Source organism: Mesorhizobium sp. M0029, from assembly GCF_040323735.1.
Classification (GTDB): Bacteria; Pseudomonadota; Alphaproteobacteria; order Rhizobiales; family Rhizobiaceae; genus Mesorhizobium.
Genome location: NZ_JAMYVF010000016.1, coordinates 1 through 15,126 on the forward strand (window position 1 = coordinate 1; position 15,126 = coordinate 15,126).

The following is a 15,126-nucleotide window of genomic DNA, read 5'->3' on the forward strand; positions in this document are numbered from 1 at the left end:
ATGTCGTGCGCATCTTCCCCAATACCGAAAGCTGCCTGCGCCTGGTCAGGGCCTTGGCCGTCGAGACCAATGAAAACTGGATGGAGGCCAACCGATACATCAATATGGACGACCTGCGCGAGCACAAGAAGCTCGCTCTGCGCCAAGCCGCATGACCAGCATCATGGCCGCCCCATTTTGCAGAACTTGACGCACACAACCATCTCCCCCCTTGCGGGGGAGATGCCTGGCAAGGCAGAGGGGGGGTGCTGTCCCGCCGACGTCTCGGCTACTCGAAGATCAGACAAAAGGTTGGCGATCCGTCACACCCCCCTCTGGCCTGCCGGCCATCTCCCCCGCAAGGGGGGAGATCAGCTGTCACTTCGCTTTCAACCCTCAATACGGGCTCGCCACGTCCCCGGTCTCGACATACACCGCCTTCAGCTGCGAATAGAGCGCTAAAGCCGCCAGCGAGTTCTCGCGCCCGATGCCGGATTGCTTCACCCCGCCAAACGGAATTTCCACTGGCGTCAGATTGTAGGCGTTGATCCAGCAGGTGCCGGCCTGCAGTTCGGCGATCACCCTATGAGCGCGCTGCATGTCGCGGGTGAAGACGCCGGCGGCGAGGCCGAATTCGGTGTCGTTGGCGCGGTCGATCACCTCGTCCTCGCCGTCGAACTTCAGCACGCTCATCACCGGCCCGAAAATCTCCTCGCGCGCAATGCGCATCTTATCGGTGACACCGGTGAACACGGTTGGCTCTACAAAGAAGCCGCCATCGAACCCTTGCAGCGACGGCACGTTGCCACCGCAGGCGAGCGTTGCTCCATCCTGCCTGCCGGCCGCGATGTAGGAAACGACCTTCTCCTGCTGCGCCTTGTTGACCAGCGGCCCCATCTGCGTCTCAGGATCGAGCGGATCGCCGATGCGGATCTTTTTCGTCCGCTCGACCAGCCGGTCGACGAAGCGGTCATGGATGCCGCTTTGTACGAAAACACGCGTGCCGTTGGAGCAGATCTGCCCGGTCGAATAGAAATTGCCGAGCATGGCGCCGCCGATGGCGTTTTCGAGATCGGCATCGTCGAACACGATCAGCGGCGACTTGCCGCCGAGTTCCATCGTCGCATGCTTCATCTTCGAACCGGCGAGCGACAGCACCTTGCGGCCGGTCGGCACCGAGCCGGTCACCGAAACCTTGGCAACGACATCATGGCCGACGAGGCCGGCGCCGACTTCGCCATAGCCTTGCACGACGTTGAACAGCCCGTCGGGCAGGCCCGCCTCTGAGTAGATCTCGGCCAGCGCCAGCGCCGACAGCGGCGTGTTCTCCGAAGGCTTGAATACCATGGCGTTGCCCATGGCGAGCGCCGGGGCGGATTTCCAGCCGGCGATCTGGATCGGATAGTTCCAGGCGCCGATGCCGACGCACACACCGAGCGCCTCGCGGCGCGTATAGGCAAAAGGTCCACCAAGATCGATCGCCTCGCCGTTGAAGGCGGCAACCGCGCCGCCGAAATATTCGAGGCAGTCGGCGGCCGATAGTGCATCCGCCACCAGCGTCTCCTGGATCGCTTTGCCGGTGTCGAGCGTCTCGATCCGCGCCAGATCGGCGTTGCGCGCGCGCAAAATGTCGGCGGCGCGGCGCAGGATGCGGCCACGCTCGACCGGCTTCATCCGCGCCCAGGCCGGTTGTGCGGCCCGCGCGGCTTCGATGGCGAGCTCCAGCACGTTCGGAGTCGCCGAATGCAAGGTGGCGATGACCTCACCGGTCGCCGGATAGATCACCGGCAGCGGCGCGCCGCCTTCGTCCTCGATGTAGCGGCCGTTGACATAGTGCGATGCCGTTGGCTGGGCGCGCATATGAATTCTCCAATGGTCTTCGCCGGACAATGCCCTATCGATCCGCCACCTGCCAGCGCGGATTGATCCAGGGTTCCTGGTTGGAGGGCGCCAGCGGCGTGCGGCCGAGAATGTGGTCGGAGGCCTTTTCGCCGGTCATGATCGAGGGCGCGTTGAGATTGCCATTGGTGACGCGCGGAAAGATCGAGGAGTCGGCGACCCGCAACCCGTCGATGCCGATGACGCGGCACTCCGGATCGACGACGCTCGTGATGTCATCGGCCCGACCCATCTTGCAGGTGCCGCACGGGTGATAGGCGCTCTCGGCATGATCCCGGATGAAGGCGTCGAGATCCTCGTCCGACTGGACATGCGAACCTGGCGAGATTTCCTTGCCGCGGAAGCCGTCAAAAGCCTTCTGGCCGAAGATCTCGCGAGTCAGCCTGATGCAGTGGCGGAACTCGGCCCAGTCGTCTGGATGCGACATGTAATTGAAGCGGATCACCGGTGCCGCTTTCGGGTCGGGAGAGCGCAGCGTCACCGAGCCGCGCGACTTCGACCGCATCGGCCCGACATGCGCCTGGAAGCCATGCGCCTTCGCCGCCGCCTTGCCGTCATAGCGCACCGCCGCCGGGATGAAGTGGTACTGGATATCGGGGTAGTCGACACCGGCCTGCGAGCGCACGAAGGCCGCGGCCTCGAAATGGTTGGTGGCGCCGAGGCCGGTCTTGAAGAACAGCCACTGCGCCCCGATCAGCGTCTTGGAGAATGGGTTGAGAACCGAATTCAGCGTGATCGGCTGGGTCGATTCCTGCTGGATGTAGAGCTCCATATGATCCTGCAGATTGCGGCCGACACCGGGCCGGTCGGCCACGACCTGGATGCCGTTCTCCTTGAGATGCGCGGCCGGGCCGATACCGGATAGCATCAGGATCTTGGGCGAATTGATCGATGATGCGGCAACGATCACCTCACGTCGCGCCTTAACGACCTGAATCTGTTTGTGAGCTTCGATCTCGACTCCGACGGCACGCTGATTCTCGATGATCACCCGGCGGGCGAAGCCTCTGATCACGCTGACATTTTGCCGCTTGAGCGCCGGCTTCAGATAGGCTGACGCCGCCGACCAGCGGCGGCCGCCGCGTATGGTCTGCTCCATCGGCCCGAAGCCTTCCTGCTTCGAACCATTGTAGTCGTCGGTCAGTTCGAACCCGGCTTGGCGGCCGGCCTCGACAAAGGCGCCGTAGAGCGGATTCTTGCGCGGGCCACGCTGGACGTGCAGCGGGCCGCCGTGGCCGCGCCAGCCGTCCTCGCCCCCGTCACTGTCCTCCATGCGCTTGAAATAGGGCAGCACGTCGGCGAAGCCCCAGCCGGCCGCCCCCTGTTCGGCCCAGTGGTCGAAGTCGCGTGCGTGGCCCCTGACATAGACCATGCCGTTGATCGAGGACGAGCCGCCGATCACCTTGCCGCGTGGCGTCGCCAGCACGCGGCCGCCGAGATGCGGCTCTGGTTCGCTGGCAAAGCCCCAGTCGTAAAGGCTCATATTGAGCGGGATCGACAGCGCCGACGGCATCTGGATCAGCGGCCCGATATCGGTGCCGCCGAACTCGATGACGATCACCGAATGCTTGCCGTCTTCCGACAGCCGGTAGGCCATGGCCGAGCCGGCCGAGCCGGAGCCGATGATGACGAAGTCTGCTTCAAGCATGGTTCACATGCGCCCATCGTTCATATGCGAAATAAAATCGGCGAGAGAGACATTGCCGCCGGTAGCCATGACCAGGACGGTTTTACCCGCCACATCCACCTTGCCGCCGAGCAGCGCCGCCAGCGACGCGGCGCCTGACGGCTCAAGCACCAACTTCATCCGCTCGAAGGCGATCTTCATCGCTTGCCTAACCGATTGGTCGTCGACGGTGATGCCGCGCACGCCGGCGGTCTTGACCGCCGCGAACGGCGCGTCGCCCGGCCGCCGCGACATCAGCCCGTCGCAAATCGATTTCGGCGCGATCGGCATGGTCTCGATGGCGCCATGCGCTAGCGATGAACCCATGCCGTTGAAGCCTTCCGGCTCGACGCCGATGATCTCGGTTCCCGGCGACAGATAGTGGAAGGCGAGCGACATGCCACCGATCAGTCCGCCGCCGCCGACCGAGCAGAACAGAAGGTCGGCGCTGGCGTCCTTTGCCTCGAGTTGTTCGAGCGCTTCGAGCCCGGCGCCGGCCTGGCCGGCAACGATCTCCGGATCGTCGAATGGATGCAGCAACGCCAGCCCTTCGGTCTCGGCAATCTCGCGGGCCTTGGCGGCTGCGACCTCTTCACGGGCGCGCTCGCCATGATCGGTCAGCACGACGCGCGCGCCATAACCTGCGGTCGCATCGCGCTTGGCGGCCGGCGCGTCGATCGGCATGACGATGGTGACGGGAATGCCGAGCGCCTGGCCGGCAGCCGCCAACCCTTGCGCGAAATTGCCGGAGGAGTAGGCGACGACGCCTTTTCTGGCCTCATCCGGCGACAGCCGCTTCAACCGCCAATAGGCCCCGCGCACCTTGAACGATCCCGCCCATTGCAGCGATTCCGGTTTGATGAAGACGCGGGCCGCACCCGTCTCCTTGGCCAAGGCTGTCGATTCCAGCAAAGGCGTGATCTGCGTCGCCTTCGACGTCACGGCATAGGCCTGTCTGAGGTGCTCGAGGGAGGGGACAATTGTCATCATTCGCCTCGCGGAAAGCGTTTCTGTTCCTCGAGATTGTCGAGGTTCATGTGGTTGCGCATGTAGCGTTCCGACGCCTTCTGCAGTGGCTGGAACTCCCAGGGGTAATGCGTGCCGTTGCGCAGCGCGGGATAAACCACCCAGCGCCGCGCCTGGCTGACGCGCACCGCGGCATCGAAGGCCGCCATGTCCCAGCGCGCCCGCACTGCTCCTGTGAAGGCGGCCACCAGATCGGCATGCGCCGGATCGGCGGCAAGATTGGTGCGTTCTTGCGGATCGGCTTCGAGATCGAACAGAAGCGGCGGGTCGATCTCGCAATGGATGAATTTGTAGCGGCCGTCGCGGATCGCCACCAACGGCGCGTTGGAGCCCTCGGCGGCATATTCCATCAGCACCGGCGCGGTGCGCTGTCCGCCATCAAGCAACGGCAGCAGCGACTGGCCATCGGTCCACGGTGCGATCGCGGAGATGTCGATGCCGGCGAGATCGCACAATGTCGGCGTCACGTCGAGGTTGGAGACCGGCGCCTCGATCAGCCCTGCAGGAATGCCTTTGCCGGCGATCATCAAAGGTACTCGCGCCGAGCCCTCGAAAAAATTCATCTTGAACCACAGGCCGCGCTCGCCAAGCATGTCGCCATGGTCGGAGCAGAACAGGATGATGGTGTCGTCCAGCATGCGCGTTCGCTCCAGCACTGACATCAACTCGCCGACCTTGTCGTCGAGATAGGAGATGTTGGCGTAGTAGCCGCGCCGCGAGCGGCGGATCTGCTCCGGCGTGATGTTGAAACTGTCGTAGTCGCTGGCCCGGTAAAGCCGTTGCGAATGCGGGTCCTGATGGGCATAGGGGATGAATCCCACCTCCGGCTCAAGCGCCGGACAGTCTTCATAGAGATCCCAATATTGCCGCCGTGCGACATAGGGGTCGTGCGGGTGGGTGAAGGAAACCGTCAGGCACCAGGGCCGGCTGGCCTCGTCCTCGGAGGTGCGGGCAAGATCGTAGAGTTTTTGCACCGCGTGGAAGGCGACCTCGTCGTCATACTCCATCTGGTTGGTGATCTCGGCAACGCCGGCGCCGGTGACCGAGCCCAGATTGTGATACCACCAGTCGATGCGCTCGCCGGGCTTGCGGTAATCCGGCGTCCAGCCGAAATCGGCGGGATAGATGTCGGTGGTCAGCCGCTCCTCGAAACCGTGCAACTGGTCCGGCCCGACGAAATGCATCTTGCCCGACAGGCAGGTGTAGTAGCCGGCGCTGCGCAGATGATGCGCATAGGTCGGGATCGAGGAAGCGAATTCGGCGGCGTTGTCATAGACCTGGGTGCGCGACGGCAATTGCCCGCTCATGAAAGCGGCGCGGCCCGGCGCGCAAAGCGGCGAGGCCGTGTAGTTGTTGCCGAAGCGCGCCGAGCGTGCGGCCAGCGCCTTGAGATGCGGCACATGCAGGAAGTCCGCCGGCCCGTCCGCAAACAGCGTGCCGTTGAGCTGATCGACCATGACGATCAGGATGTTGGGTCGCCTTGATATCACTGAGGCTGTCACTGTGTCTGTCGCCCGCCGAGTTTGATTTCGAGATAATCTTCGACCAGCGCGATCGCGGTTTGAGCATCCGGCACGCCGTCCTTCAGCGCGCGCCTGATGTACAGCCCGTCGATCATCGCCGCGACCGCTTCCGCCGCGCGGTCGGCCTCGTTGCGCGGCAGTATGCCGGTCAGTCCGCTCATCAGGTTCGAGTGCAGCCGCCGCGCATAGACCCTGAGCAGCCGGCGCAGGGCCGATGATTTCTGTGCCTCGACATAAAAGGCGAGCCAGGCCGCGATGGTTTCCGGCCGGAACTGGATGTCGGAGAAGTTGACGGCGACCACCGCCGAGACGCGTTCGCGCGGCGAGCCGGCGGATTGCAGGGCGCGCCGCATGTCGATGGTCAGTTCGGCCAGTATGTGCCGCATCGTCGCCAGCAGCAGTTCGTCCTTGGCGCCGAAATAGTGGTGGGCAAGGGCCGACGACACGCCCGCCCGTCCGGCGATCTCCGACATGGTCACATCAAGCGAGCCGCGCTCGCCGATCGCCGAGATCGTCGCGTCGATGAGCGCCTTGCGGCGCAACGGTTCCATTCCGACTTTCGGCATTGGGGAGATCCAGATCAAAACCGAGATTATTTTTTATTGACGGATCAATCAATAAAAAACTCGCGCTCGGATCAACCGATCGTGTCGCTCTGGCCCATCCCTTGGACTGGAAAACGGTTCACTGTTGAACAATATTAGAGGCTGATGCCGCGCTATGACATGTTAGGCTTGCGGCGAACGGAGGTTGCCATGACCGCATGCATCGTCGGCTGGGCGCATTCGCGCTTCGGCAAGCTTGAAGCCCAGACGCTCGAGGGCCTGATCACAAAGGTCGCGGTCGACGCGCTCGACCATGCCGGCATTGGCCCGGACGAGGTCGACGAGATCGTGCTCGGCCATTTCAACGCCGGCTTCTCCCCTCAGGATTTTACCGCCAGCCTGGTGCTGCAGGCCGATGACCGGCTGCGCTTCAAGCCGGCGACGCGGGTCGAGAACGCCTGCGCCACGGGTTCGGCAGCGGTCCGCCAAGGCATCCGCGCCATCGACGCCAATGCCGCCCGCATCGTGCTGGTGGTCGGTGCCGAGCAGATGACGACGACCCCCGGCCCCGAGATCGGCAAGAACCTGCTCAAGGCTTCCTATCTGCCGGAGGAGGGCGACACGCCGGCCGGTTTCGCTGGCGTCTTCGGCAAGATCGCGCAGGCCTATTTCCAGCGTTATGGCGACCAGTCGGACGCGCTGGCGATGATCGCCGCCAAGAACCACAAGAACGGCGTCGACAATCCGTACGCGCAGATGCGTAAGGATTTCGGTTACGAATTCTGCCGCCAGGAAAGCGAGAAGAACCCCTTCGTCGCCGGTCCGCTGAAGCGCACCGATTGCTCCCTGGTTTCCGATGGCGCCGCCGCTCTTGTGCTCACCGACACCTCGACGGCGCTGAAGATGCGCCGCGCCGTCGCCTTCCGCGCCAACGAGCATGTCCAGGATTTCCTGCCGATGTCGAAGCGTGACATCCTGTCCTTCGAAGGCTGCGAGCAAGCCTGGAACCAGGCTTTGAAGAAGGCCGGCGTGACGCTCGACGACCTCTCCTTCGTCGAGACGCATGACTGCTTCACCATTGCCGAGCTGATCGAATATGAGGCGATGGGCCTAGCCAAGCCGGGCGAGGGCGGCAGGCTGGCGCTAGACGGCACGACTGCAAAAGACGGCAGGCTGCCGGTCAACCCTTCGGGCGGGCTGAAGGCCAAGGGCCATCCGATCGGCGCCACCGGTGTGTCGATGCATGTGCTGACCGCCATGCAGTTGACCGGCGAAGCAGGCGGCATCCAGGTGCCGGACGCAAAGCTTGGCGGCATCTTCAACATGGGTGGCGCTGCCGTCGCCAACTACGTTTCCATCCTCGACCGGATCAGGTAGAAGCGGCCCGTATTTTTCGGGGTGGTGATGACAAATCCGGTTCTGGTCGAAGTCTTGCGCGGCGCGATCGTCGAGAGCGCCCATCGCGGCGCTGTCGCAATCTTTGACGGTGACGGCAAGCCTGTCCTGGAGATCGGCGATACGGCGCGGCCGGTGTTTCCGCGCTCGGCGGTCAAGGCGATCCAGGCGCTGCCCCTGGTCGAAACGGGTGCCGCCGATGCCTATGGCTTCGGCGACCGCGAACTGGCGCTGGCCTGCGCTTCACATTCAGGCGAACCCGCGCATGTCGAACTGGCGCAGGCGATGCTGGCCAAGGCCGACCTCGACAAGTCGGCGCTGGAATGCGGCGCGCATTGGCCGTCGAGCCACGACGCGACGATCGCACTGGCCCGCACAGGCGTCTCGCCGAACGCACTGCACAACAATTGCTCGGGCAAGCATTCCGGATTTCTCTGCACCTGCGTGCACTCAGGGATTGCCCACCAAGGCTACGTCAAGGCAGGCCATGGTTTGCAGGAGATGGTGCGCGACGCCATGCAGGCGGTGACCGGCGCTGCCCACGATGCGGATCACCGGGCAACCGATGGCTGCTCGATCCCCACCTATGCCGTGCCGCTGAAAAGTTTTGCCCTTGGCTTTGCCCGCATGGCTACGGGCAGGAGCTTTGGCCCTGAGCGTGCCAAGGCGGCCAAACGCCTGCTGTCTGCCTGCATGGCCGAGCCTTTCCTGGTCGCCGGCACCGGCAAGGCCGATGTGGCGCTGATGCAGGCCGCGCCCGGCCGCATCTTCGTCAAGACGGGCGCCGAAGGCGTCTATTGCGCTGCCGTTCCGGAGCTTGGCCTCGGCATCGCGCTGAAATGTGATGACGGCGCCGGCCGCGCCGCCGAGGTGATGATTGCTGCTGTGCTGGCAAAACTTCTCAGCGCCGACGGCGCACTGGCGGCGAACCTTCTGGAGCGGGCCAATCCGCCGATCGAAAGCCGCATCGGCGCCAAGGTCGGCTCGCTGCGGCCGACGACGACGCTCAGCTGACCCTGTTTCGCTCGACCGTCAGGTGCGCATAGCCGCTATCGCTCGACCGCGCGAGGTCGCCGGTCGCCCGTTCGGCCCAGCGCTGGCCGATGATGGCGCCGTTCTCGGCGCCGTCGATGACGTTGTCGGAGATGATGGCGTTCCCAGCGCCCTCGACCACAGTGACGGCGATGCCGGTTCCGGCCTGACGAATGATGTTTCCCGTCGCCACAACATTGCGCATATAGGCGCCCCAGCCGATCTGCATGCCGTAGAGCGGCGCGTTCTCGATGACATTGCCCGAGACGGTGGTGTCGGCCTCGACGCTGATACCGACGCCGAAGCCCGGCGCGTCGGCGGGGTAGGGGCCGGTGGTCGAGAGGTTGCGCACGATGTTGTTCGAGCAGACACCCATACGGCCGCCCTCGTTGAAATTGACGATCGAGATGCCGTTAGCGGCACCATCGACGATGTTGTTGCCGATGATGGCGCCTTCGAAGGAGAATTCGGAATAGAGCGCGGTTTCGCCCGACCGCGAGCAGGTGTTCCCGGTCATCTGCAGATTGCTTGAACTGTTGGCGCGGATCGCCGAGAAGGCGCAGTCCGAGACGATGTTGCCGGTGACGGAGACATTGCCGGCACGGAATGCGTTGATGCCATTGCCGTTCTGCCCGGTGCCGCCGCTGCGCGCGCCGATCCGCTGCACGCGGTTGCCGCTGACGATCGTGCCGTCCTCGGCCTGCTGCCAGCGATGGACAAGAATGCCGCCATTGCCGCAGTCGGATACGGCATTATCGGATATCGCCAGGCCAGCGGCCTCGACGGAGTAGATGCCGGCGTCCGCAGCCCCCGAAATCTCGGAGCGCTCGACGCGGCCCGACGCATGCTCCAGCGCCAGCCCATGCTTGCAGCTGCCGGTGATCGTGCAATTGTCGATGACGAGATGGGCGACGCGGCGCAGGTCGAGCAGGCCTTGCGCATCGTCGGCCAACCCGCCGTTGGCGCCGTCGAAGACCAATGCGGTGAACTCTATATGCTCGGCCTGTTCGGCCGTCAGCAAATGGCCATTGCCGCCATAGAGGATGCGCGAGGCGCCCGGCACGCCCGAAAGCCTGACGCGGGCGGGCAGGGTCAGGTTGGACACGACATAGGTGCCCGGCGGCAGGAACACCGGCGCATTGCGCTGGCTTGCCTCGGCTAGCATCGTGGCGAAGGCCTTGCTCTGGTCGTCCGGTGCGTCCGGCTCCACGCCAAGCTCGGCGGCATTGATCGAGCCAAGCGCTGCCGTCTTCGCCAAGGCGTTGTCCAGCGAAACGCCGAGCACCGCAAAGCCGACAGTCCCCTTGAGAAGCGTTCGTCTGTTCAACATCGGCACAGATCCCTGCGATGAAATGGTTCTTCGCAGGAATTGGGCCAGCCGCATAGGTCTCCGCTCGGCGATAGTCCGACCAATGACCGGGTCCGCCAAGTGGCTTGTACAGTCGCCGAAGCGGGCCTAAGTTTATCCGATGAGCAGGGCTTTCACCCGCGAGGAAGACAGCGAAAACGCCATTGCCGGCATCGGCGAGCGGCCGATCAGCCAACACCGCAATCTGGTGACGGAGCGCGGCCTGGCGATGATCGAGGACAATCTGGCCGATCTGCGCGACATTTTGGCGAAAGCCGAGCGAAAAGCCGATCGCGAGCGCATTGCCGTCGTCTCGCGCGACCTGCGCTACTGGACAGCGCGCCGCGAAAGCGCCGAGCTTTCCGAGCCGGAACCGGGCAGCGACCAGGTGCGCTTCGGCATGGGTGTCACGCTGGAAAGCGATGACGGCAAGAAAGTGCACTGGAAGATCGTCGGCGAGGACGAGGCCGACCCCTCAAAGGGCAGCATCTCACACGTCTCGCCAATGGCCGTGGCGCTGTTCGGCAAGAAGGTCGGCGACGTCGCAAGCGTCAACGGCAAGGAATGGGAAATTGTCAAGCTGTCGGACGCCTGACGCCAGCTCACCCTATTTGCACAGCCAGCTTTCGCAACGCGGGCTCATACTTGTCCATGACATCGCGAGCAGCACGTATTTGCCGTTCGACGTCGTCACACGGCACCGGCCTTAGGATGATGCCGTCGTGGTTTCGATGATCTGGAGTTCATCGCCCACTTGCAGGCTCAAGCTGTCGAGCGTTTCCCGCGGCAGGATTACAACGCCCGATCCGTCCTCAAGTCCGTGAATGATGGTGTTCATAGCTATACAATCAGCTCGCCAGCAGCCGGTCCAGCAACCGATCCGCAGCCTCCGGGATAACCGTCCCTGGCGGGAAGATTTCCGCGGCACCCGCTTCCAGCACTGCGCCGTAATCCTGCGGCGGGATGACGCCGCCGACGACGATCAGCATGTCGGGGTGGCCGAGTTTCTTCAGCGCATCGCGCAATTCGGGGATCAGTGTCAGGTGCCCCGCCGCCAGCGACGAGGCGCCGATGACATGGACGTCCTGCGCCACCGCCAGCCTGGCGATCTCGTCGGGTGTCTGGAACATCGCGCCGACCGTCACGTCGAAGCCGAGATCGGCGAAGGCCGTGGCGATCACCTTCTGGCCACGGTCGTGGCCGTCCTGTCCCATCTTTGCGACCAGGATGCGCGGCTTGCCGCCGGACTTCTTCTCGAAAGCTTCGAGCTTCTCCAGCAATCGGCCGACCGTCAGATTGTCGCCAAGCGCATTGCGATAAACGCCGGAGATCGTTTGCACCGAGGCGACGTGACGGCCAAAGACCTTTTCCAGCGCCAGCGAGATCTCGCCGACCGTGGCATAGGCGCGCGCGGCGCGGATGGCAAATTCCAGCAGGTTTCCGTTACCCTGCGCAGCGCGGGTCAGCGCATCGAGCGCGCTCTCGACCGCGCCGACATTGCGCGTGCCTTTGAGGTTCTGCAGCTTCGACAACTGTCGGGCCCTGACCTCGGCATTGTCGATCTTCAGCACGTCGACTTCGATGTTGTTCTCGGGGCGATGCGCGTTTACGCCAACCAGTATCTGCTCGCCGGAATCGATACGCGCCTGCGTGCGCGCCGCCGCTTCCTCGATGCGCAGTTTTGGAATGCCCTGTTCGGTTGCCGCCGCCATGCCGCCAAGCGCCTCGACCTCTTCGATATGGGCGAGCGCACGCGCCGCCAGATCATGCGTCAGCCGTTCGACATACGCCGAGCCGCCCCATGGATCGATGATGCGGGTGGTGCCGGATTCCTTCTGCAGGATCAACTGCGTGTTGCGGGCGATGCGGGCCGAGTGGTCGGTCGGCAGCGCCATCGCCTCGTCGAACGAGTTGGTGTGCAGCGACTGGGTATGTCCCTGCGTCGCCGCCATCGCCTCGATCATGGTGCGGGTGATGTTGTTGTAGGGGTCCTGCGCCGTCAGCGACCAGCCGGAGGTCTGGCAATGGGTGCGCAGCGACAGCGAGCGTTCATCCTTCGGTGCAAAATTCTTCTGCATCAGGGTCGCCCACAGCAGGCGCGCCGCGCGGAGCTTGGCGATCTCCATGAAGAAGTTCATGCCGATCGCCCAGAAGAAGGAAAGCCGCGGGGCGAAACGGTCGATGTCGAGCCCGGCGGCGACGCCGGCGCGGGCATATTCGATGCCGTCGGCGATGGTGTAGGCGAGCTCCAGGTCCGCGGTCGCGCCGGCCTCCTGCATGTGATAGCCGGAGATCGAGATCGAATTGAACTTCGGCATGTGCTGGGAGGTATAGGAGAAGATGTCAGACACGATCCGCATCGAGGGCTTCGGCGGATAGATGTAGGTGTTGCGGACCATGAACTCTTTCAGAATGTCGTTCTGAATGGTGCCGGCGAGATCCTTCTGCGCGACGCCCTGTTCTTCGGCCGCAACGATATAGAGCGCCATGATCGGCAGCACCGCGCCATTCATGGTCATCGACACCGTCATTTCGTCGAGCGGGATGCCGTCGAACAATTGCCGCATGTCGAGGATGGAATCGATGGCCACGCCCGCCATGCCGACATCGCCTGATACACGCGGATGGTCGCTGTCATAGCCGCGATGTGTGGGCAGATCGAAAGCGACCGAAAGGCCCTTTTGGCCGGCGGCGAGATTGCGCCGGTAGAAGGCGTTGGATTCCTCGGCCGTCGAGAAGCCGGCATATTGCCGGATCGTCCACGGCTGCTGGACATACATGGTCGGGTAGGGACCGCGCACGAAGGGCGGCATTCCCGGATAGGTGTCGAGATGCGGCAGCCCCTTGAGATCGCCCTGGCCGTAGAGATGCTTGACGGCGATGCCTTCCGGCGTCAGCCGCTGGCCCTTGACCTCGACCGGCGCGCGCCGTGGCGCCGACCAGCCAATGTGGCTGAAATCCGGGATCACTGTGCGGCTCCGATTGCCTGGTCGATGCGGACGGGAAACAGCGCCTCGCACACCGCCACGCCCTCTGTGAAAGGCGGCCGCCGCTCAGCCGCCAGCGTCTCGACCGGGGCATCGTTTTTCAGCGGGTAAAGCGTGGTGCCGATGATTGCCCGTTCACCCGACCGGTAGGCCTCGGCGCGGCGCTCGGATGCTGCCTTCACGCGCTTCTGGATATGCCCTTGCTGCAGGCTTGCCAGAACGCCGCCTTCCGCTTCGATCCGCTGGAACTCTTCCCACGCCGCTTCGCACAGGCCCAGGGTCAGCGCCTCGACTGCGCCCGACCCAAATGCTGGGTCGGCGACATGGTCGATATGGCTTTCATTGGCCATGATCAACTGCGCATTGCGGGCGATGCGGCGGGCAAAGCCGGCCGGCAGCCCGAGGGCGATGGTGTGTGCCAGGATGGAGATCGAGTCCGCGCCGCCTGCTGCCGCTGCAAAGCTAGCGATGGTGGTGCGCAGGATGTTGGTTTCGGGATCCGCCGCCGTCATCATGCGGAACGACGTCTCGGCATGGATGTTGGCTGTCGATGCCGGGATGGAACAGGTTTCCTGGATGCGCGCCCACAGCCTGCGCAAGGCCCGGACCTTGGCCATGGACAGGAACTGGTTCTGGTCGACGCTCAGCGCAAAGCCGATATGGGGAGCGGCATAGACAAGCGGCTGGCGCGCATCCTCGAACATCCTGAGGTAGGACACGGCGGAAGCGAGCATGGTGCCGAGTTCCTGCGCCTCCGTGGCGCCGGCATTGTGGAACACCCGCCCGTCGGCCTCCAGCAGCACACCCGGCACGCCCAGCGAGAAGAAATGCGCCAGCGATTGCGGCATCGATGCCTGCAACGCCTCGATCGACATGCGCAGCCGGCCGGTTCCGGCAAAGATTGCCGCCGGGTCGATGCCGAAGGAGAGGTTCAGCTTTGCCGGGTCGGAGCGGCGCTTGCTCAGGAACGCCACCAGCCAGTCGGCGACGGCACGGCTCCAGGGATGGGCGTCGATGCGGATCTGCGTGCGGTTGAGCGGTACGCCATCCAGCACCGTTTCCAGCGCCTGCGCCGTCCTCGGCAGGCCATAGCCGAACGCATTCGGAGCACCTTCGAAGACAAGCGACAATCCCGTCGCGCCTTGTGCCACATCGTCCAGGGCCTGCGCCTTGGCGCGGCCGATATCGGGATCGTCAATGCGCTGGCTGACAATCCAGGGCAATTTGGGGTTGGCGCGCACAAGCGGCTCGGCGCCGCCAGCGCGATCGTAGAGCGGTTCGATGCGAATCTGATCGTCGGTATGCGAGACTAGTTTTTCCTCGAAGGAGGCGCCGGCGAGCGCCTTTTCGGCCAAGGCCAGCCAACGCTGGCGCTCGACGTCAGCGGGTTCGACACTCCTGGTCAAGGCTCCGGCGCCCATCCATGCTCCTCGTTTTTATGCGGCCGCACCAGCGTCAGCCGTCCAGTCTACGGTTCCCTGCCAGATATCGCAATGCAATGCGCTTGCGCGGTTGGGATTCGCTTCCCTGACATAGGGCAGCCTGCGTGGACGAACCATGGAACGATTGCCAAACAGCGGCAAAATCCGCAAGTTCCAAAAACCGATTTGGAGGATTGGTTCAATTTAGACGATTGGCCCAATCTGGATGAATAGCCAACTGGATGGATAGCCCGATTGGAGAATAGCATTGTCGCTGCGCAATGGCCTGACTATACCCTGCGGCA

The 15,126-nt window shown here is 63.9% G+C and carries 13 protein-coding genes; 4 read left to right on the forward strand and 9 right to left on the reverse strand.

All coding sequences use genetic code 11. The annotated features are described in order from the left end of the window. The coding region (locus NKJ76_RS23470; protein WP_352538521.1) for a transposase at nucleotides 1-155 on the forward strand (155 nt) is incomplete at its 5' end. A 220-nt stretch (nucleotides 156-375) separates the two neighbouring features. On the opposite strand, the gene betB is transcribed toward NKJ76_RS23470, so the two are convergent. From betB to betI, 5 genes are read right to left on the reverse strand one after another with little or no spacing between them, the layout of a single operon-like run. Continuing rightward, nucleotides 376-1,839 (reverse strand): betaine-aldehyde dehydrogenase, encoded by a 1,464-nt coding sequence (betB, locus tag NKJ76_RS23475; protein ID WP_352538461.1) that lies wholly within the window; start codon nucleotides 1,837-1,839, stop codon nucleotides 376-378. A 34-nt stretch (nucleotides 1,840-1,873) separates the two neighbouring features. After that, complete coding sequence (gene betA / locus NKJ76_RS23480) at nucleotides 1,874-3,526, reverse strand: choline dehydrogenase (protein WP_352538462.1); 1,653 nt, start codon at nucleotides 3,524-3,526, stop codon at nucleotides 1,874-1,876. A gap of 3 nt (nucleotides 3,527-3,529) precedes the next feature. Beyond that, the gene (locus tag NKJ76_RS23485; protein WP_352538463.1) at nucleotides 3,530-4,534 is read right to left on the reverse strand and encodes a threonine/serine dehydratase family protein; all 1,005 of its coding nucleotides are present in this window, start codon (nucleotides 4,532-4,534) and stop codon (nucleotides 3,530-3,532) included. Then, nucleotides 4,531-6,060 carry a choline-sulfatase gene (gene betC / locus NKJ76_RS23490; protein WP_023834450.1) on the reverse strand — a complete coding sequence of 510 codons (1,530 nt, stop codon included), beginning with the start codon at nucleotides 6,058-6,060 and terminating at the stop codon, nucleotides 4,531-4,533. Before betC ends, NKJ76_RS23485 begins: the two co-directional genes overlap by 4 nt. A gap of 8 nt (nucleotides 6,061-6,068) precedes the next feature. Next, complete coding sequence (gene betI, locus NKJ76_RS23495) at nucleotides 6,069-6,659, reverse strand: choline-binding transcriptional repressor BetI (RefSeq protein WP_023742680.1); 591 nt, start codon at nucleotides 6,657-6,659, stop codon at nucleotides 6,069-6,071. A 189-nt stretch (nucleotides 6,660-6,848) separates the two neighbouring features. Between betI and NKJ76_RS23500 the strand changes: the two genes are divergently transcribed. Continuing rightward, nucleotides 6,849-8,015: an acetyl-CoA acetyltransferase gene (locus tag NKJ76_RS23500; RefSeq protein ID WP_023743714.1), complete on the forward strand. Its 1,167-nt coding sequence runs from the start codon at nucleotides 6,849-6,851 to the stop codon at nucleotides 8,013-8,015. Between the two features lie 27 nt (nucleotides 8,016-8,042). Next, a complete protein-coding gene (locus tag NKJ76_RS23505; protein WP_023754817.1) occupies nucleotides 8,043-9,047 on the forward strand; it encodes an asparaginase in 1,005 nt (334 codons plus the stop codon). Here NKJ76_RS23505 and NKJ76_RS23510 read toward each other — a convergent pair. Continuing rightward, complete coding sequence (locus NKJ76_RS23510) at nucleotides 9,040-10,395, reverse strand: TIGR03808 family TAT-translocated repetitive protein (RefSeq protein ID WP_023816476.1); 1,356 nt, start codon at nucleotides 10,393-10,395, stop codon at nucleotides 9,040-9,042. The two genes, NKJ76_RS23505 and NKJ76_RS23510, sit on opposite strands and share 8 nt — an antisense overlap. Nucleotides 10,396-10,534: 139 nt before the next feature. Here NKJ76_RS23510 and greA point away from each other — a divergent pair, with 139 nt between their 5' ends. Then, entirely contained in the window at nucleotides 10,535-11,008 is a 474-nt protein-coding gene (gene greA, locus NKJ76_RS23515; protein WP_352538464.1) for a transcription elongation factor GreA, read from the forward strand. 111 nt (nucleotides 11,009-11,119) lie between these two features. Here the strand turns inward: greA and NKJ76_RS23520 are convergent, their stop codons facing one another. From NKJ76_RS23520 to NKJ76_RS23530, 3 genes are read right to left on the reverse strand one after another with little or no spacing between them, the layout of a single operon-like run. Next, the gene (locus tag NKJ76_RS23520) at nucleotides 11,120-11,251 is read right to left on the reverse strand and encodes an AbrB/MazE/SpoVT family DNA-binding domain-containing protein (RefSeq protein ID WP_023732052.1); all 132 of its coding nucleotides are present in this window, start codon (nucleotides 11,249-11,251) and stop codon (nucleotides 11,120-11,122) included. Between the two features lie 10 nt (nucleotides 11,252-11,261). Continuing rightward, a complete protein-coding gene (gene scpA / locus NKJ76_RS23525) occupies nucleotides 11,262-13,382 on the reverse strand; it encodes a methylmalonyl-CoA mutase (protein WP_352538465.1) in 2,121 nt (706 codons plus the stop codon). Further along, the gene (locus tag NKJ76_RS23530; protein ID WP_023727664.1) at nucleotides 13,379-14,821 is read right to left on the reverse strand and encodes a methylmalonyl-CoA mutase subunit beta; all 1,443 of its coding nucleotides are present in this window, start codon (nucleotides 14,819-14,821) and stop codon (nucleotides 13,379-13,381) included. The genes scpA and NKJ76_RS23530 overlap by 4 nt, the downstream gene beginning before the upstream one ends. Between the last annotated feature and the right edge of the window lie 305 nt (nucleotides 14,822-15,126).

Bases quoted from the DNA above. Each gene is read 5' to 3' on its own strand.
- NKJ76_RS23500 (WP_023743714.1), top strand. From the start codon at position 6,849: ATGACCGCATGCATCGTCGGCTGGGCGCATTCGCGCTTCGGCAAGCTT.
- NKJ76_RS23530 (WP_023727664.1), bottom strand. From the start codon at position 14,821: ATGGGCGCCGGAGCCTTGACCAGGAGTGTCGAACCCGCTGACGTCGAG.
- greA (WP_352538464.1), top strand. From the start codon at position 10,535: ATGAGCAGGGCTTTCACCCGCGAGGAAGACAGCGAAAACGCCATTGCC.
- betA (WP_352538462.1), bottom strand. From the start codon at position 3,526: ATGCTTGAAGCAGACTTCGTCATCATCGGCTCCGGCTCGGCCGGCTCG.
- NKJ76_RS23485 (WP_352538463.1), bottom strand. From the start codon at position 4,534: ATGATGACAATTGTCCCCTCCCTCGAGCACCTCAGACAGGCCTATGCC.
- betB (WP_352538461.1), bottom strand. From the start codon at position 1,839: ATGCGCGCCCAGCCAACGGCATCGCACTATGTCAACGGCCGCTACATC.
- NKJ76_RS23510 (WP_023816476.1), bottom strand. From the start codon at position 10,395: ATGTTGAACAGACGAACGCTTCTCAAGGGGACTGTCGGCTTTGCGGTG.
- NKJ76_RS23520 (WP_023732052.1), bottom strand. From the start codon at position 11,251: ATGAACACCATCATTCACGGACTTGAGGACGGATCGGGCGTTGTAATC.
- NKJ76_RS23505 (WP_023754817.1), top strand. From the start codon at position 8,043: ATGACAAATCCGGTTCTGGTCGAAGTCTTGCGCGGCGCGATCGTCGAG.
- betI (WP_023742680.1), bottom strand. From the start codon at position 6,659: ATGCCGAAAGTCGGAATGGAACCGTTGCGCCGCAAGGCGCTCATCGAC.